15 protein-coding genes are annotated in these 18345 nt (G+C 63.8%); 9 read left to right on the forward strand and 6 right to left on the reverse strand.

The features are described from left to right. Position 1 precedes the first annotated feature (1 nt). Both MESS4_RS28270 and MESS4_RS28275 read left to right on the forward strand, forming a co-directional pair. A complete protein-coding gene (locus MESS4_RS28270) occupies positions 2 to 781 on the forward strand; it encodes a TIM barrel protein (RefSeq protein WP_006338743.1) in 780 nt (259 codons plus the stop codon). Between the two features lie 14 nt (positions 782 to 795). Next, a complete protein-coding gene (locus MESS4_RS28275) occupies positions 796 to 1206 on the forward strand; it encodes a heme-binding protein (protein WP_036242464.1) in 411 nt (136 codons plus the stop codon). Positions 1207 to 1277: 71 nt separating this feature from the next. On the opposite strand, the gene MESS4_RS28280 is transcribed toward MESS4_RS28275, so the two are convergent. Continuing rightward, positions 1278 to 2114: a sugar phosphate isomerase/epimerase family protein gene (locus MESS4_RS28280; protein ID WP_006338746.1), complete on the reverse strand. Its 837-nt coding sequence runs from the start codon at positions 2112 to 2114 to the stop codon at positions 1278 to 1280. Positions 2115 to 2390: 276 nt separating this feature from the next. Between MESS4_RS28280 and MESS4_RS28285 the strand changes: the two genes are divergently transcribed. The 7 genes from MESS4_RS28285 to MESS4_RS28315 all read left to right on the forward strand — a co-directional run bounded on the left by MESS4_RS28285 (position 2391) and on the right by MESS4_RS28315 (position 12427). After that, entirely contained in the window at positions 2391 to 3410 is a 1020-nt protein-coding gene (locus MESS4_RS28285; protein WP_006338756.1) for a Gfo/Idh/MocA family oxidoreductase, read from the forward strand. Then, the gene (locus tag MESS4_RS28290) at positions 3407 to 5509 is read left to right on the forward strand and encodes an FAD-dependent oxidoreductase (protein ID WP_006338759.1); all 2103 of its coding nucleotides are present in this window, start codon (positions 3407 to 3409) and stop codon (positions 5507 to 5509) included. The genes MESS4_RS28285 and MESS4_RS28290 overlap by 4 nt, the downstream gene beginning before the upstream one ends. Positions 5510 to 5741: 232 nt before the next feature. Continuing rightward, complete coding sequence (locus MESS4_RS28295; protein WP_006338761.1) at positions 5742 to 7250, forward strand: sugar ABC transporter ATP-binding protein; 1509 nt, start codon at positions 5742 to 5744, stop codon at positions 7248 to 7250. Between the two features lie 10 nt (positions 7251 to 7260). Further along, the gene (locus tag MESS4_RS28300; protein ID WP_244441234.1) at positions 7261 to 8331 is read left to right on the forward strand and encodes an ABC transporter permease; all 1071 of its coding nucleotides are present in this window, start codon (positions 7261 to 7263) and stop codon (positions 8329 to 8331) included. 227 nt (positions 8332 to 8558) lie between these two features. After that, complete coding sequence (locus MESS4_RS28305; RefSeq protein WP_006338766.1) at positions 8559 to 9584, forward strand: sugar ABC transporter substrate-binding protein; 1026 nt, start codon at positions 8559 to 8561, stop codon at positions 9582 to 9584. 82 nt (positions 9585 to 9666) lie between these two features. After that, positions 9667 to 10923, forward strand: a complete 1257-nt coding sequence (locus MESS4_RS28310; RefSeq protein ID WP_006338768.1) for a hypothetical protein — start codon at positions 9667 to 9669, stop codon at positions 10921 to 10923. A 121-nt stretch (positions 10924 to 11044) separates the two neighbouring features. Continuing rightward, positions 11045 to 12427, forward strand: a complete 1383-nt coding sequence (locus tag MESS4_RS28315; RefSeq protein ID WP_006338769.1) for an FAD-dependent oxidoreductase — start codon at positions 11045 to 11047, stop codon at positions 12425 to 12427. On the opposite strand, the gene MESS4_RS28320 is transcribed toward MESS4_RS28315, so the two are convergent. The 5 genes from MESS4_RS28320 to MESS4_RS28340 form a co-directional block, all read right to left on the reverse strand. Then, a complete protein-coding gene (locus MESS4_RS28320; RefSeq protein ID WP_280110259.1) occupies positions 12411 to 13469 on the reverse strand; it encodes a LacI family DNA-binding transcriptional regulator in 1059 nt (352 codons plus the stop codon). The two genes, MESS4_RS28315 and MESS4_RS28320, sit on opposite strands and share 17 nt — an antisense overlap. A 145-nt stretch (positions 13470 to 13614) precedes the next feature. Further along, complete coding sequence (locus tag MESS4_RS28325; RefSeq protein WP_006338773.1) at positions 13615 to 14574, reverse strand: D-ribose ABC transporter substrate-binding protein; 960 nt, start codon at positions 14572 to 14574, stop codon at positions 13615 to 13617. A gap of 32 nt (positions 14575 to 14606) precedes the next feature. Continuing rightward, positions 14607 to 15764, reverse strand: coding sequence for an ABC transporter permease (locus MESS4_RS28330; protein WP_006338775.1), 1158 nt, complete (start codon positions 15762 to 15764; stop codon positions 14607 to 14609). A 2-nt stretch (positions 15765 to 15766) separates the two neighbouring features. Beyond that, positions 15767 to 17308: a sugar ABC transporter ATP-binding protein gene (locus MESS4_RS28335; protein WP_006338777.1), complete on the reverse strand. Its 1542-nt coding sequence runs from the start codon at positions 17306 to 17308 to the stop codon at positions 15767 to 15769. Beyond that, entirely contained in the window at positions 17305 to 17970 is a 666-nt protein-coding gene (locus MESS4_RS28340; protein ID WP_006338780.1) for a DUF2291 domain-containing protein, read from the reverse strand. The genes MESS4_RS28335 and MESS4_RS28340 overlap by 4 nt, the downstream gene beginning before the upstream one ends. Positions 17971 to 18345 lie beyond the last annotated feature (375 nt).

Here is an 18345-nt window from a genome sequence, read left to right on the forward strand (position 1 = left end):
CATGCCGAAATTTTCCGCGAACCTCGGTTTCCTCTGGACCGACCGGCCCTTGCTGGACCGCATCGCCGCCGCCGCATCGGCGGGCTTCAGGGCGGTTGAACTGCATTGGCCCTACGACGTTCCGGCCGGGCTTATGAAGCAAGCTTGTGAAAAGCACGGCGTGGAACTGCTTGGCATCAACACGCCTGTCGGCGATGCGGCCAAGGGCGATTTCGGCCTTGGCGCGCTGCAGGGCCGGCAGGCCGATTTCGCGAAAAGTCTCCATCAAGCCGCGGACTATGCGCGCCTGAGCGGCGCTTCTTCGATCCATGTCATGGCCGGTGTCGTCGAGCCGACGGCCAAGCCGGAAGCCACGCAAGTCCTCGAGCGCAATCTCGCTTTCGCGGCGGATGTTGCCCCGGATCTGACCCTGCTTCTGGAACCGATCAACCAGCGCGACAAACCGGGATATTTTTACTCGACGATCGCGGAAGCAGCGGCATTGATCGGCCGCGTCGGCGCGCCCAACATCAGGATCATGTTCGACGTCTATCATGTCGGCGTCAGCGAAGGCGACATCCTCAAACGCCTCGAACGTCACTTGCCGATGATCGGCCATGTGCAGATCGCCGCCGTTCCAAGCCGCGCCGAGCCGGACGAGGGCGAGATCGCCTATGGCGCCATATTCGCCGCGCTGGCTCGGCTCGGCTACACCGGCTGGGTCGGCTGCGAATACCGGCCACGCGCCGGCACCGACGAGGGATTGCGCTGGCTGAAGACACTCCAGGTTTCGCTATATTGAAGAGGAAAATCGATATGCTCACGACAAAGACGGCACTCACCATCGAAGCAGCGAAAGCGGTGGCGGCGGCCTGCGAGGCGGCGGCAAGGAAGGACAAGCTCAAGCTCGTTATCGCCATCGTCGACGATGGCGGCCATCTGATGCTTCTCCATCGCGATGACGGCGCGCAGGTCGGCAGCGTCGAGATCGCCACGCTGAAAGCCCGCACGGCCGTGCTGTTCAAGCGCCCGACCAAGGCCTTCCAGGATGTCGTGGAAGGCCAGGGCCGCTATGCGCTGCTTTGCATCCCCAACGGCATTCCGCTCGACGGTGGCGTGCTGCTGAAGTCCGGTGAAGAGATCATCGGCGCGATCGGTGTCAGCGGCGAAAGCGACGAGCAGGACGGCGACATCGGCCGCATCGGCGCCGCGGCCTTGACCAACTGAGCGGGGCCTATCTGGGCAGCGATACTCCCCCGAAACCGATGTCGCTTTCGGGCCTGATAATATGACAGCCGTCACGCCAGCTGCTTCTCCAACCCCTTCAAATAAGCAAGCGCCCGGCGCGCCATCGCATCGGGATCGGCCTTGCGGCTGGCAAAGCCGATCTCCATGGTGAGATGGCCCGAGAAGCCGATATCCCTCAGCGCCTGCATGACGCTCAGCCAGTCGACGGCGCCGTCGCCGGGAGCGCCGCGATCGGTGTCGGCGAAATGGACATGGACGAGATCCCCACCCAGAATACGGACATGGTCGGCGGAGACATCGTCACGGTAAAGCGCGTGAAAAGTGTCGAACATCGTCTTCACATTCGGTGCGCCGCTCGCCCGCATCAGCTCGAGCGCCTGATGCGGCGTGTCGATGAGATTGCTGTCGGCGGCGGTCGGCTCGACAACGATGGTGACGCCTTTGTCCGCTGCATGCTTCGCAATCCTCGCCAGGCAGTCGCGGCTGCGGTCGAATGCCTCGGCAAGCGTCGTCCCGAAGACCTGCCAGCCGGCAATGTAGAGGACGAGCCTGGCGCCGAGATCGGCGGCGAGGTCGACCACCTCGCCATAATGATGGACCGTCGCTTCGCGCTCCTCCTTGAGCGGCGAGGCCGGATTGTGGCCCGGCCCGCCGCCCGGCGCGGGCAGCAGGCTGACCGCCGGCAAGCCCTCGCCATCCATAAGCCGTTTCAATTCGCGCCGCCTTGCCGCACCGAGATACGCGGGCCAGGCATGCGGCGCGGCGCAGCCGATCTCGATGCCGTCATAACCGATACGCGCCAGACGCCGTACCACCTCATCGAGCTCATAAGAGGGAAGCCAGCTTGGAAAGCTGCCATAGGCCCAGCTGTTGAATGCGTATTTCATCCGTCTCCTCCCAGAGATCGCCGGTCAGGTAAACGATTGTCTATTTTTGCCAAACCTGTCAATCCGCGGCACTTAGGTTGCTCTCTGTCGTCATAGCGCCGGCGGCTCATTAAAACCTCAAATAATTCAACATACTGAGCCGTATTGCGGCAATCCTGCTGACTTTTCGCAATCCTTCCTGCGCTTGACAAAGACCGGCCACTGCGGCTTTCTGGATACGTAATCGATTAACATCAAGAACTCGAATGCACTCGAGATGCTGCTAGGGAGGAGAATTTGGCGTCAGGGCTCCGCTGGGGTGTGCTGGGCACGGCAGATATTGCGCGTTCGCAGGTCGTGCCCGCGATACAGGCGTCGACGAACGGTCGCGTTGTCGCGGTGGCCGGGCGCGATCCGCGCCGCACCGCCGACTTCGCCGCTTCGTTCGGCATCGCCAATACTTTCCGCGGCTACGCCGAGTTGATCGCCTCGCCGGACGTCGACGCGGTCTACATTCCGCTTCCCAACGGCCTGCATGTCGAATGGTCCCTGGCGGCGGCCGACGCCGGCAAGCCGGTGCTGTGCGAAAAGCCGCTCGCCCTGACCGCGAAGGATGCACGGCGCGTCGTCGATCGCTTCGCGGCGAAGGGCATCCCGCTGATGGAAGGCTTCATGTACCGCTTCCATCCGCAGAATGCGCGGGCGCTGGAACTGGTCGCCGGCGGCGCGATCGGCACGGTCCGCGAGGTGCGGGCACACCTTTCCGTCGACATCATGCAGGCCGCCGCGAGCGGCAATGTGCGTTTCGACAAGGCGCTTGGCGGCGGCTCGCTGCTCGACATGGGCTGCTATGCGGTGAACGTCGTGCGGCGCATCTTCGGCGAAGAGCCGGTTGCCGTGATGGGCGATCTTGATCTCGACAGGACGAGCGGCGTCGATCTTGCCGCCTCGGCACTGCTCCTGTTTTCCGACGGTCGCAGTGCCTCCGTCTCGTCATCCTTCAAGGCGAACGGGCAAGGCACCTACCAGATCATCGGCACCAAGGGCACGATCGAGGTGCCCCGCGCCTTCATCCCCGGCATGGGAAGCCGCGCCGCGGAAGGGCTCGTTATCGTCGTCGATGCCGATGGACATCGCGTCGAGACCCGGTTTGAACCGGTCGATCAATACCGCCTGATGGTCGAAGCCTTTGCTGGCGCGGTGCTGTCCGGGCGCCCGGTCCCCTACCCGGCGCGGGATGGGGTCGACAATCTGCGAGTGCTCGACGCGATCGCCGTCTCGGCTGCATCGGGAATGCGAATGGAGATAAAAACTTGACTGCCGCAGCCGTGAAGCCGGCCGAACCAGCGCCTGCCTTTCGCCGCTTGTTCAGCCCGTTCCGCATCCGCGACGTGGCGCTGAAGAACCGCATCGTGTTCCAGCCGCATTTCACGGCACTCGGCAATCTCGACGGCATGGGCTCGGACGACCACATCGCCTATCATGAAGCCCGCGCCCGTGGCGGCACGGCGCTGATCGTCTTCGAGAGCCAGGCCGTGCATCCGACCGGAAAGATGTCGCGGCGCTTCGTCAGCGCCTGGGACCCAACGGTGATCCCGTTCTACCGGCAGCTCACCGCAAGCGTGCACGCGCATGGCACAAGGATCTTCGGCCAGTTGACACATGGCGGGCACACCTCGCTGGAGCGCCCGCCGCATCTGTTATGGGCACCCTCGCAGATGCCCGAACCATCGAGCCATTTTTCCACCAAGGCGATGGATGTCGAGGACATCGAGGCGACCATCGCGGGCTTTGCCGCGAGCGCGCGCAACGCGCTGGACGGCGGCTTCGACGGCGTCGAGATCAAGGTCGCGCATGACGGATTGCTGCGTTCCTTCGCCTCGCCTTTCTTCAACCGGCGCACGGACGGCTATGGCGGTTCGTTCGAAAATCGCATGCGTTTCACCGTCGAGGTGCTGGAGGCGATCAAGCGCGCGACATCGGATGATTTTCCTGTCGGCGTCCGCATCTGCCTCGATGAATTCACCACATTCGGCTACGGGCTCGATTACGGGTTGAGGATGGCCGACCATATCGAGCGCACCGGCTGCGTCGACTATTTGAATGCCGATGCCGGCTCCTTCTCCAGTTACTGGATGGAGATCCCGCCGGCCGCCGTCACGGCGGGGAGCTTTCGCGGGCTGAACGCTGCGCTGAAGAAGCAGAGCAAGCTGCCGGTCGTGGCTTTCGGCCGCATCGCGCCGCCGCGCCTGGCGGAAGAGATGCTGGAGGCCGGCGACGCCGATCTCATCGGTTTCGCGCGGCAGTTGGTCGCCGACCCCGAGACGCCCGAAAAACTCAGGCGCGGCGACGCCCATCTGGTGCGGCCGTGCATTGCCTGCAACGATGCCTGCATCTACCAGGTCGGCCAGGAGAAGGGCATTCGCTGCATCCACAATCCGGCCGCCGGACGTGAACGCCAGATCGACGATACCGTGTTCGCCAAAGCACCGAAGCGCCGGAAAATCATCATCGTCGGCGGCGGCCCGGCCGGGTTGAAGACAGCGGAGATCGCGGCGCGGCGCGGCCACGACGTGACCTTGCTGGAGCGATGGACCTTGCTCGGCGGACAAATAAGGCTCGCCGCGCGACAGCCCGAGCACCAGTTGGTCGCCGGCGTCGCCGAGCATCTCGAGGCGATGGTGCGTCATCTCGGCGTCCCGATCAGGTTGGGCATCGATGCGACGCCGGAACTGCTTGCGGGCGAGAACGCCGACCACATCGTTGTCGCCACCGGCTCCGAACCGAACCTGCCCGATGGCGCCGGCCGCTCCAGCGAGCAACGATCCGAGGCGCTGGAACTGGGCCGTCAGGTCCGCCCGGAGATTCCGGGACTGGACCTGCCCTTCGTCCATTCCGGCGACGCGGTCATGTCCGGAGCGGTTAGCCTCTCGGGCAAGGTCCTTGTCATCGACAACAATGGCCACTGGGAGGGCGCCGGCACCGCCGAATATCTGGCGGACAGTGGATGCGGCGTCGAGATGGTGACGCCGGATATGATGGTCGGCGGCGACATTGAAAGCGGGACGCGCACGTTGTTCTATCGGCGCGCCGCCATCAAGAACATTTCGATCCGGCCCGGACTGGCGCTGAAGAAAATCGCGCCCGGGCGCGTCACGCTTCAGCCGGTGTTCAGCGGTGCCGGCACGCAAGGCTTCGGACGCTATCTGCTCGTCGCCGGCGACGACATTCTTGTCGAGGACTTCGACGCCGTCGTCGCCATCATCGGCCGCCGTTCGCGCGAAGACCTTTACCATCGGTGCCGGGCCTCGCCTCTGCTCACCGGCGTGAAGATAAGCCGGGTCGGAGACGCAGTGGCTCCGCGACTGCTCGAAAGCAACATCGCCGAAGCCCATCAACTGGGACTCTCGCTTTGAACCGGACAAAAAATCAACTGGTCCGCTGTCTCTACCAGTTGACAGGTACCAAGGGGGCTAATAGCGTGACTTTGCATCGAGGAACGGCAGGCAAGGCCTTCGGGCTTCGGCCCGCCTCCGTCCGGGCGAACCGGAGGATGGCGGACATGGGAGGAGAAACAATCATGCGCGCATCATCCGCGCCTGTGCGGCAGGCGGAGACGATCCGTCCGCCTTGCGCGGAGGTCTTGTGATGAGCGCCTTGGAGAGCCTCGTCGAGGACCGGCCAAGAGAGGTTCTGGTCGCGCGCGGCCTGACCAAATCCTTCCCTGGCGTGCTGGCGCTCGACAATGTCGATTTCGATGTCCGTTCGGGCGAGGTCACGGCGCTGCTCGGCGAGAACGGCGCCGGCAAGTCGACGCTGATCAAGCTGATGGCAGGCTTCTATGCGGCCGATCGCGGCGAGATTTCCGTCGACGGCAAGCCGATGCACGCCGATCCGGCCGCGGCGCACCGGATAGGCGTTGCCACCATCCATCAGGACGCGCATCTGGTGCCGGCCATGTCGGTCGCCGAAAACATCATGCTCGGCCGCTGGCCGACGCGTTACGGCCTGGTTTCGGTCAACCGCCAGCGCCAGCGCGCCCTGGACGCGCTTGCCCGCGTCGCACCGCATCTCAATGCCTCGACGCCGGCTGGCCGCCTGTCGCCGGCCGACCAGCAGCTCGTCGAGATCGCCCGCGCCATCTCCGAGGATTCCAAGGTCCTCGTCATGGACGAGCCGACCACCTCGCTGTCGCCGCCGGAGATCGACCGCCTCTTCGGCGTCGTCAACGACCTCAAGGCCAAGGGCCTCGGTATCGTCTTCGTGTCGCACTGGTTGGAGGAAGTGTTCCGCATCGCCGACCGCGTGACCGTTCTGCGTGACGGGCGGCTGGTCGGAACAAGACCGATCTCCGAGCTCGACCACGACAAGGTCATCCGCATGATGGTCGGGCGCGATGTGCGTGAGACGATCGCGGAGGCCCGGCCGATCGGCGATGTGGTGCTTTCGGTGCGGAACCTCAACCGCGACAATGTGCTCAGCGACATCTCCTTCGACGTCCGGGCCGGCGAAATCGTCGGCATGTCGGGCCTTGTCGGCGCCGGCCGCAGCGAGTTGGCAGCCTGCATCTTCGGCATCGATCCCTATGACAGTGGCGCGGTCGAGATCGCGGGCCGGCAGATTGCTCCCAATGATCCGAAGGCGGCGATCGAGGCCGGCATTGGGCTTGTGCCAGAGGACCGCCGCCGTCAGGCGCTGGTCAGCCTGCTCAGCGTGCGCACCAACATCACGCTCTCGCTGCTCGAACGGGTGAAAAGCTGGGGCTTCCTGTCGATCACCAGGGAAGAGGAAATCGCGGCGCGCGAAATGAAGGCGCTGGCGGTCAAGGCGCCATCGTCCAGGACGCGCGTTTCGACGCTGTCGGGCGGCAACCAGCAGAAGGTGGTGCTTGCCCGCTGGCTGGCGCGCCACCCGAAGCTGCTGATCCTCGACGAACCGACGAAAGGCATCGACGTCGGCGCCAAGTCGGAGATCAGCGAGCTGGTGCTGCGGCTGGCACGCAGCGGCATGGGTATCCTGCTGATCAGCTCGGAACTGCCGGAAATCCTGTCGCTCAGCGATCGGGTCCTGGTGATGCGCTCGGGCCGTATCGCCGCGTCGCTGCCGCGCTCCGAAGCCACCAGCGAGACCATCATGAGCTACGCAACGACGGGCTGAGGAGACACTAATGGCACTGGAGAACTCCTCGATGAGCGACCGTATTGCAAACCAGGCAACGGGCTTCTCCGCATTGCGTGGAAAAATCTCGTTCATCGACCTGATGCAGAGCGTCGGCCTGCTGGCCGTAATCCTGCTCGGCTGCGCGATCATGAGCGTCATGAGCCCGGTCTTCGCCACGGTGCGCAACATCGAGAACGTGCTGCAGTCGGCGACGATCATCGCGGTGGTGGCAATCGGCCAGACCTTCGTCATCCTCATTGCCGGCATCGACCTGTCGGTGGCGTCGGTGCTTGTGCTCGCATCCGTGCTGTCGGTCGGCCTGGTCAATTTCTATGGCTGGTCGCCGGAACTTGCCATCGTCGCGGCCCTTGCCGCCGGCATGGGCGTCGGCCTGGTCAACGGCCTTGCCGTCACCAAGCTCCGCATCCCGGCGCTGATCGCGACGCTCGCCACCATGACGATCGCGCGCGGCCTCGCCTACATATTCTCGGGCGGCACCAACATCGCGCCGGTGCCGAAGCTTTTCGTGGAACTGCAGGCCGGCCGCATCTTCGGCGTTCCGGCGGTGATCATGCTGACGATCGTGCTCGCCGTCATCGCGCAGGTGGTGCTGTCGCGCACGCAGTTCGGCCGCTCGGTCTATGCGACCGGCGGTAATCCGCTCGCCGCGCGGCTCGCCGGCATCAACACCGAGCGCGTCATCATCGCCACCTTCGTGATTTCGGGTCTGATGGCCGCGATCGCCGGGCTTCTGATCACGGCGCGTTTCGAGGCGGGCGCCGCCACGGCGGCCCAGGGCTTGGAGCTTGCCGTCATCGCCGCTGTGGTCATCGGCGGTGTCAGCCTGTTCGGCGGCGAAGGCAATATGGGCGGCATGCTGCTCGGCGTCATCCTGCTCGGCCTGGTGCAGAATGCCGTCAACCTGCTCAACGTGCCGCCGAACTGGGACTCGGTGGTCAGCGGCCTCGTCATCGCCGCCGCCGCCGCACTCGATGTCTATCGCCGGAAGTATCTCGAGGCCGGCATGCGCAAGAAGGTCATAGCGACGAAGGCAAGCAAACCGACCAAACCATCGTAGCCTGAAATCCGCGCCGCGTAAGAGAGGCGCCAACCGACAACACAGATTGCCCGAAAACCAACGCCTCTCCGGCGAACGGGGATGCTTTGCCCTTCGGGACCGTAAGTGCCAACCGCGGCGCGCTGCCGCGACCACTGCCCGGAATTGGCCCCTGCGACTGATCGGAGAAAGCCAAGGCCGGAACAAGCCATTCGACAGACAGCAACCGTTCAAGTGGAGGAGACGACATGACAATCGATACACGGGGTAAAACGAAGACGACGCGCCGCGACTTTCTCGTCCGCGCCTCGACGCTGGCCGCCGGAACGGCAGCCGCAATGGCGGCCGGCCTGCCGTTCGCCACGGCGGCGATGGCCGAGGACAGCCTGTTGAAAGGCAAGAATCTGTCCTACATCGCCTTCGGCCTGCAGTACGAATACCAGGTCACGCTGGTGAACCGGGTCAAGGAACTGGCGGCGGAAAAGGGTATCAACATCTCCGTCTATGACGGCAAGGGCGATCCCAGCACGCAGACGACCCAGCTTCTCGACGTCGTCAGCAAGCAGCCTGACATCATCCTGCTCAACGCCGTCGATGCGACGCTGCTGCAGGGTGGCGTCCGCAAGGCCAATGAATCGAAAATCCCGCTGTTCATGCTGGAAAACCTGCCGCCGGAAGGCGAGTGGGTCGCCTACAACACGTTTGACGATGTCGCGGGCGGCGCTGCCGGTGCCGACGCCATGGCCAAGCTGATCGGCGGCAAGGGCCTGGTGCTCGAGGTTCGCGGCGCCATCGGTTCCGGCCAGTCGGAGAAGCGCTTCAAGGGCTTCCACGATCAGGTCGCGGCAAAGTATCCCGACATCAAGATCGACGTGTTGAAGGCGGAGTGGACCGCCGACAACGCCCAGACGCTGACGGTCGACGCCTTCACCCGCGAGCCGAACGTCGCCGGCATCTGGGCGCACAATGACGAGATGATCCGCGGCGTGGTTTCCGCGCTTCGCCAGATCGATCGCCTGAAACTCGCCGGCGAGGACGGCCATGTCCCGATCGTCGGCTTCGACGGCACGCCGCTCGGCCTGCAGCGCATCCGCGAGGGAACCCAGGACGCCGATGTCGGCCAGAACCCGTTCTCGATGGCCGAATCCATCGTCGGCGAGATGGAAAACCATTTCGCCGGCAAGCCGGTGAAAAAGGAAACGCTGATCCAGCCGGTGATGATCACCAAGGAAAACGTCGACAGCCAGGACAATTGGGGCAACCGCGTCAAGTAGGACGCTCCTCCCGCCGGGATACGCTGCCTCGCGGTGGCGTATCCCGGACTTTTTGCGAAAACACTGAACCGAAGAGACCGACGTGACAGCAGCAGCCGATATTATGAAGCCCGATCACGCCCGCAACATGCGCCTCATCGGCCACACCGACCAGGCTGGCCGCGCCGACGGCATCCAGATCATGGTCGAGAACGGCTTTGCCTATATCGGGCATCTGTTCAGTCAGGGTTTTTCGATCGTCGATGTGCGTGACCCGAAGAACCCGAAGCCGGCCGGCTTCGTCCCCGCCCCTGCCAACACCTGGAACGTCCATCTTCAGGTCGCCGACAATTTGCTGCTGGTCATCCATGGCAAGGACGTCTTTGCCGACGCAGCCTTTGCCGACGAAGCAAGCTACTACAAGGCGTCGGCCGGAACGGCGCTTGGCACGGCAGTGCCCAAGGGCGCCCGCAACTGGGACGCCGGGCTTGCCGTCTACGATATCTCGACCCCCGGAAAGCCCCGGCGCATCGGCTTCATGCCGGTTTCGGGCGGCATCCATCGCATCTGGTACACTGGCGGCCGCTGGGCCTACATGTCGGCGCTTCTCGACGGCTTCACCGATTTCATCTTCATCACGGTCGACATGTCGGACCCGGCCAATCCGCGCGAAGCCGGCCGCTATTGGTTGCCGGGCATGAACCTTGCCGCCGGCGAGACGCCGAGCTGGGAAGCCAACCGCAAATTCGGCCTGCATCACGCCATCGTCGACGGCGACATCGCCTGGGGCGCCTGGCGCGATGCCGGCCTCGTCGTCATGGACGTCGCCAACCGCGCCGATCCGAAGCTCATCGTCCATCGCAACTGGTCGCCGCCCTTCCAGGGTGGCACGCACAACTGCCTGCCGCTCGCCGACCGCAACCTCCTGGTCGTCCTCGACGAGGCGGTTCTCGACGATGTCGAGGACGGTTTGAAGAACATCTGGATCTTCGATGTGAAGGATCCGGCCAATCCTGTCCCAGTCGCCACCATGCCGGTGCCGACCGATGCCGACTATCCACGCAAGGGCGCGCACTATGGCCCACACAACATCCACGAGAACCGGCCGGGCACCTTTCAGAGCTCGTCGATCATCTTCTCGACCTGGCAGAATGCCGGCGTTCGCGTCTACGACATCTCGAACCAGTATCAGCCAAGGGAGATCGGCGCGCTGGTGCCGCCGGCGCCACGGTCGATGATGGACAAGAGGCCGGGCAAGAAGCCGATCATCCAGTCTTGCGACATCTTCGTCGACAAGGCCGGACTGGTCTACGTGACCGACTACAATGCCGGCCTCTACGTCATGGAATATACCGGATAGAGCGCGGCGCGTTGAAACGGATTCAGTCGACGCGCTTTAAGTCTTTGTTTTTATGCATGTCGTTGTCCCAAAACCGCTGCGCACTTTTGGGCGACATGCACTAACCTCGAAAGGAAGCATCATGAACCTTTTCGGCTCCTACGACGTCGTGGTCACGGGCGCTGGCTCGTCCGGCATCGTCGCCGCCATCCGCGCCGCGCGCGAGGGCGCCAGGACGCTGCTGCTCGAAGGCTCCGGCTTCCTCGGCGGACTGATAACCGGCGGCAGGCTGACCAAGCCGACCGGCCTGATCAACTCGCCGATCTTCCACGAAATGCTCGACCGCTGTGTCGGCTATCACGGCGCCGACGGGCGGGTGCGCGAATCCTACTGGGGCAAATACACCGGCACGTTCGATGCCGAAACCATGCAGCGGGTCATCATCGAAATGGTCGAGCAGGCCAATGTCGAGGTGCTGCTGCGGGCAATGGTCGTGGATACGGTCATGCAGGACGGCAAGCTGCACGGCCTGCTGATCCGGACGAAATCGGGCGAGAGCCTCGTGCTTGCCAAGGCGTTCATAGATGCCTCCGGCGACGGCGACGTGGCTGCGCTTGCCGGCGCCGACTTCATGCTCGGTCGCGCGGCCGACGGCCTGACCCAGCCGATCACCTCCTACTTCCGCGTGCTCAACGTCAACGTGCCGGCCCTGATCGCCGACTGCGAGGCAAACCGGAAAGACATGTGGGAGGTCGTCTATCCGAAGGAGGCGGGCGACCGCAACGAGGACTATGCCATGGCCGTGCTGCTCACCGGCTTCCAGCAGCGGATCAAGGACAAGGTGGCGGAAGGGTTCGACTGGATCATTCCCAAGGACCACATCACCATGAAGACCGGGCTGATCCCGGGCGAGATTTCGGTCAATGTCACCCGCTTCCAGGGCAACGGCCTCGACGACCGCGACCTCAGCAAGGCCGAGATCGAGATCCGCAAGCAGGCCTATTGCGCCTTCGATTTCCTGCAGCGCTACGTCAAGGGTTTCGAGAGTGCGATCTTCCTGGAAGTGGCGCCCAAGCTCGGCATACGCGAGACGCGCCGCATCACCGGGCACTATGTGCTCACCGAGGCCGACGTGCGCGGCAACAAGCGCTTCGATGATGCGATCGGGCTTTGCAACTCGCCGGTCGACGTGCATGAGCCGGGCGGCAGCCGGGCGATCATGGATCATGTCGGCATCGGCTACGGGATTCCGTATCGCAGCATGATCCCGGCGAGCGTCGACAATCTCATCATGGCGGGCCGCTGCATTTCCGTCGACGAGATCGCCTTCGGTTCGACCCGCAACGTGCCGGCATGCACGATGACCGGGGAAGCGGCTGCGATCGCGGCATCGCTCGCCGCAAAACGCAACCTGCCGATCTCCGGCATCGCCGCCTCGGAGGTCCAGGCGCGGTTGCGCGAGCAGGGTGTCTGGCTGGGCACGCCGGGCGAAGACGTTCCCGACGTGCTCAAGCAGGCGAGCTGAGGCTTCCCGAAGGCTGTTTCATGTTTGCTCCGCATGAATCGCGGACCACCAGCGTGGTGTCCAGGACCATCTGTACGGTCGGACCGGTGCGCCGGCCCGATATGCGATCGAAGAGCAGCGTCGCCGCCTCGCGTCCGATCTCGTAGGCGGGCTGCGCCACTACGGTGAGGCGCGGCCGGAAAGCCGTGGCCCAGGGGAAGTCGTCAAACCCGACGACCGCCATGTCCTTCGGACAGTCAAGGCCCTGTTCCTGCAACGCCTGCACCATGCCGAGGGTCATGAAATTGTTCGTGCAGAACACCGCCTCGGGCCGCGGGCTCGCGGCGAGCAGCACGGAGCCGGCTGCGGTGGCTGCCGGGATGTTGGACGCGCTGGTGACGACATGGGCCGGATCGAGCGTCAGTCCGGCTTCAGCCATCGCGCTGCGGAAGCCGGCAACGCGGTCATGGATGGCGGAGGCCGAAAGATCGGCATCCAGCAGCCCGATGCGCCGGTGACCAAGCGAGATCAGATGGCGCGCGAGGCCGGCCGCGGCCTCGAAATTGTTGGCCACCACCGTGTCGGCGGCCACCCCTTTCAGGCGCCTGTCGCCAAATACCAGCGGCAGGCCGCTTTCCACGAGTTCCTCAAGCAATGTCTCATTGCCGCCAGCGGGCGCCATGACGATGCCGTCGATGCGCCGTTCCAAGACAAGCTCGATGGCGCGGCGCTCGCGTTCGGCGTTCTCCTCGGTGTTGCAGAGCAGCAGATTGTAACGCTCGCCGCGCCGATGCGCCGTATCCTCGACACCGCGCACGAAGTCGGCGAAGAACGGGTTCGTCACGTCGGCGATCAATACGGCGATGGTTCCGGTCTGGTTGACGCGCAGGCTGCGCGCAATGCCGTCCGGCCTGTATCTCAGCGCCATGATGGCTTGCCGGACCTTCTTCTTCGTTTCGATGCTGACCGCGCGGGACTCGTTGATGACATGCGAAACCGTCGCGGTCGACACGCCCGCCTTCAGTGCGACGTCCTTGATCGTGACCATGAGTTCTTTGCGCAACGCCGCCCTGATGACCCGGAAATCGCTCTGTTAAACGATTTCCTCGGCGATGTCAGCGGCCGCGCGCGACTGTACGGCCAACTGTCGCTTTGCCACCGAGGCTAGAGCGAGAGGAGGAGTGCCCCTCGGGACACTCCTCCGTCGTTTACTCCGAGAGGGTGAAAGGAGCCGTGTACTTGTCCACATTGTCCTTGGTGATGAGAAGGCAGTCGAACAACTGCTTCTCGGTCGCTGCTCCGGTCTTGCCGGTCTTTATGAAGGAGTCGGCCTGCTGCACCGCCTTCGCCGAGTAGACGGCCACCGGCTGGAGCACTGTGTATTGCAGGTCGCCCGCCTTGATGGCGGCGACGGCGTCCGGGGAGCCGTCGAAGCCGCCGACCTTGATGCTCGACAGTTTTCCGGCCTCCTTCAGCGCGGCGATCGCGCCGAGCGCCATCTCGTCATTGCCGCTGGTCACGCCGATGATGTCGGGGTGGGCCTGCAGCAGGCTCTGCATCTTGTCACGGCCCTGGGTACGGTCCCAGTTGGCAACTTCAGAGCCGACCTTCTTGAGGTCCGGATACTGGCTGATCACGGTTTCGTAGCCGTTTGACCGCGTGGCGGCATTGTTGTCGGACGGGGCACCCAGAAGTTCGACGTAGTTGCCCTTCTCGCCAATGTTCGTCACCCATTGCTGCGCGCCCAGGGCGGCGCCCTGGGCGTTGTTGGAAACGAGCTGCGCCTTGGCCAGGCCTTCCTGATTGATCTCGGCATTGACGAGGAAGACCGGGATGTTCGCGGCAATTGCCTTCTTCACCGCGCCGATGGACCCGCTGGCGTCGGCGGGATCGAGGATGATCGCCACGGATTTGTTGGTGATCGCGGTATCGATCAGCTTGCTCTCCGTGTTCGTGTCGGCTTTCGAGGCGCCGACCGTCGCGGTGTAGCCGAGTTTCTCGGCCTCGGCCTTGGCGACATTGCCTTCGGTCAGCCAGTACGGGTTCGCCGGATCGATGACGATGATCGAGATCAGACCTTCGGCCGACGCCGCTGTCACGGATCCTGCGAGGACCGGAGCGGCCAACGCAAAGGCCGTGAGCATCAGAATTCTTGCCTTGCCATACATGAAATTTCCTCCTTGGTTAGCGATGGTGCCGGTCAACCGGCAATCTTCTCGTGAGCGGGATCGGCCGTTCGGGCCTTGCCTTGTTGCGGAGAAGTCGAAGAGCCGGCGATCGGGCTCGGCAGCCTGACGCGACGGCGATACTGGATGGCGTTGAGCAGCACCGCCAACACGATGACCGCGCCGGTGAACACTGTTTGCCAATAAGCGGACACGCCGATGATCACGAGGCCATCGGAAAGGAAGCCGATGACGAAGGCCCCGACCAGCGTTCCGCGGATATTGCCTCGACCCCCGGTGAGTGCCGCGCCGCCGATGACGACAGCCGCGATTGCCGTGAGTTCGTAGGAATTGCCGGCGGTCGGCCCCGCCGAGGTCAGCTCCGAGGACAGGATGAGGCCGGCCACCGAGGCGCAGATGCCGGAAAGCATATACACCGCAACCTGGACTTTCTTCACCGGCACGCCGGAGAGCTCGGCGGCGCGCTCATTGCCGCCGGAGGCATAGAGCCAGCGGCCGAAGGCGGTGCGGTTGAGGATGATGCTGCCGATGATGGCGATGACCGCCATGACCAGCACGCCGATGGGAACCCCGAACAGGCGGTTGAAGCCCAACCAGTCGAAACCGGTATTGCCGAGTTCCGGCTTGCCGCCGAGGTCGTTGTAGGTGAGGCCGTTCGTCATCAGCAGTGCGGCGCCGCGCACCACATAGAGCATGCCCAGCGTGGCCACGAAGGCCGGCACCTTCAACCAGGCAATGAGGACACCGTTGACCAGGCCGACCAGCGCGCCCAGCACGCACACCAGCACCACAACCACCCAGACGGGAGGGAACAGCACGACACCGAGCGTTTGCAACTGCACGCCCTGCATCAGGAATCCGGCGATGACCCCCGACAGCCCGAGCGTCGACCCCACCGACAGGTCGATGCCGCCATTGAGGATGACCAGCAGCATGCCGGCCGCCAGGATGCCGAAGATGGCGACATGCGAGGCCATGGTGAGGAAATTGCCCAGCGAGAAGTAGTAGGGCGACAGCATCGAGAAGACGATGATGATCACGATCAGCGCGAGGAACGCGCGGCCCTCCAGCAACAGCTTGGCCAGGCTGAAGCCACCGCTCGATGTCCTTGGGCTGGAGCGGCTACGATTCTGACTGGCGTCGGTCACGGTCTGGGCTCCTGTGTTCTTCATGATCAGACGACCACGGCCTCCCCTGAGGCGGCCATGATCTGCTCTTTCGTGACGTCGGCGCCGAACTCGGCCGAAATCCTGCCCCGCCGCATGACGATGATCCGGTGGGCGATGCTCAGGCACTCGGCGACTTCCGAGGTCGAGAACACAACCGCGAGCCCCTGCGCGGCCCTCTCGGCAAGCAGCCGGAACACCTCCGCCTTGGCGCCGACGTCAATGCCGCGGCTGGGCTCGTCCAGCAGCATCACCTTGGGGTTGGTCGTCAGCATCTTGCCGATGACGACCTTCTGCTGATTGCCGCCGGACAGCGATCCGATAGGCGCGCCTCCGCCCACGGTCTTGACGCGCACATCGCGAATACTGCCGTCGATCAGCGACCGCTCTCGCGACCGGGACAAAAACATGCCCTTGACGAAGGCGCCGATGCTGGCCAGCGACAGATTGGCACCCACGGACATCGTCTGGACCAGACCGTCGCGTTGCCGGTCCTCGGGCACCAGCACCAGCCCCCTTGATATGCGCTCGGCAATGCCGAGGCGGGAGATGTCCTTGCCCTCCAGCAGAACCCGGCCGCCCGTCACCGGCAAGCGTCCGGCAACGCATTCCAGCAATTCCGTGCGCCCGGCGCCCATCAGCCCGTAAATGCAGACGATCTCGCCAGCGCGGACATCGAGCGACAGCCGGTCGACGACCAGACGGTCCGAACCCGAGCCATCGGCGATGCTCACATCCGCGATCGACAAGGCAACCTCACCGAAGGCGTAGCCGGTGGGCGGCGATCCCAGGTCGAAGTTCTCGCCCACCATGTTGCGGACGATCCATTCGAGATCGATGTTCTTCGCTTTGGCCGCGGCCGTGATCGTTCCGTCCCGCAGCACCACCGCGTGGTCGGTGATCCGCAGCGCCTCTTCGAGGTGATGGGAGATGTAGACGATCGAGACGCCGCGGGCGGTCAGGTCCCGGATCACCCTGAACAGCACCTCGACCTCGGTCGCGCTCAGCGCGGACGTTGGTTCGTCCATGATCAGGATACGCGAATCCACCGAGAGAGCGCGCGCGATCTCGACAATCTGTTGCTGCCCCAGGCGCAGATCCTGCACCAGGGTCATTGGATCGATGTCTTCCTCGAGATCGGCCATCAGCAGTCGCGTCTGACGAGCCTCCTCCGCGAAGTCGAGGCCGGTTCGCCCGCGCAACTCGCGGCCCATGAAGATGTTGTCGCGCACGCTCAGATTGGGCGCGAGGCTCAATTCCTGATGGATTATCGAGATGCCGCGGTCCCGCGCATCGACGGTGGACGAGAAAGCCACGGGACGACCATCGAGCTCGATGCTTCCCGATGTCGGCGTCTCGACACCGGAGAGGATCTTCATCAGCGTGGACTTGCCGGCGCCATTCTCTCCGAACAGCGTGGTGACCTCGCCACGGCGAATGTCGAAATTGACCCCTTTGAGGGCATGCGTGCCGCCATAGGATTTTACGATGTTGCGCGCCGCCAGCACGGTGTCCGCTGCCGCCGACTCGAATTGAGGTGCCGCATTCATTGAACGCTCAGCCTCACGGGTGTGACGAGCCAGCCATTGGGGTTGATCAACTTGAAGACGCCGACAACCGAGATCGTCTTGCCGGTGAGCTTGGTGTTGTCGATGGTCGACAGAACCTGCTTCTTCATCTCGTTGTTCAGAGCCGATCCGGCGTTCTGGTACTCGATCTGGTTGGTGAATTGCCCGAAGGTGACCGTACCCGTGGCATCGCGCAGGTCGGTTCCGTTGATCGCCGGCCCGGTCTGCACCCGAATGACCAGGGTGCTGGGAACGTCGTCGACCCTGACGGCATAGATGCCGGACTTCCCTTCGCCGACCACGCCGGTGAACTTGACGGAAAACTCGGTCCCGACATTGGCCGGCACGCCGTATTGTTTCTCCGCCGCGGCCTTGTCCTTGGCGATTGCCGACGCCAGGACACCGGCGGCCACCGCGCGCTGGTCGACGGCGGACTGGACATTCGGAAACTCGGACCTGCCGAATGCCTCCGGCGAAAACGCAGCCTTTCGCGCGTCTTCCGCCGAACCGATTACGACGACCTTGGTGTCGAGAGCCATCGCGACCAGCAACACGAGGATTGCGGCCGTGGCGACAATCCAGCGGATGCCCGGCCATCGGACACCCGGCGTCACGCGCCGATTGATCGTGGACTGCGAGCTCATGGCGCGATGACCACGATCAGCTCACGGCCACGATTGGCGGCGCTTCTTGATTTCATCCCATCTCCTCCCGAGATGATATTATTATCTTCAGTTGAAAAATTTTTCACGCGTTCGTGTCGTTGTCAATCGGCCTTCGAAAGTATCCGCGTGCAAACGGCGCCATCGAGAGACCCTTGCTGCGCAGCAACTGATCGTGGCCGGAACCAATAGCCGGTGTTCGGCAGTCCAAACCCAAGCATGAAATCGACCATACGATAGTGTTAAGTTCACGTCAAGATATGTGATATTTTACCCAACACCTCAGCATGTCCGGAAGAGCGAAGAACGGCATAGAAGATTAACCTGCTGTTTTTATGTGGCATTTTTCGAAGAAAG

Origin of the sequence: Mesorhizobium sp. STM 4661, from assembly GCF_000359125.1 — a bacterium.
In the GTDB taxonomy this organism is placed as follows: Bacteria; Pseudomonadota; Alphaproteobacteria; order Rhizobiales; family Rhizobiaceae; genus Mesorhizobium.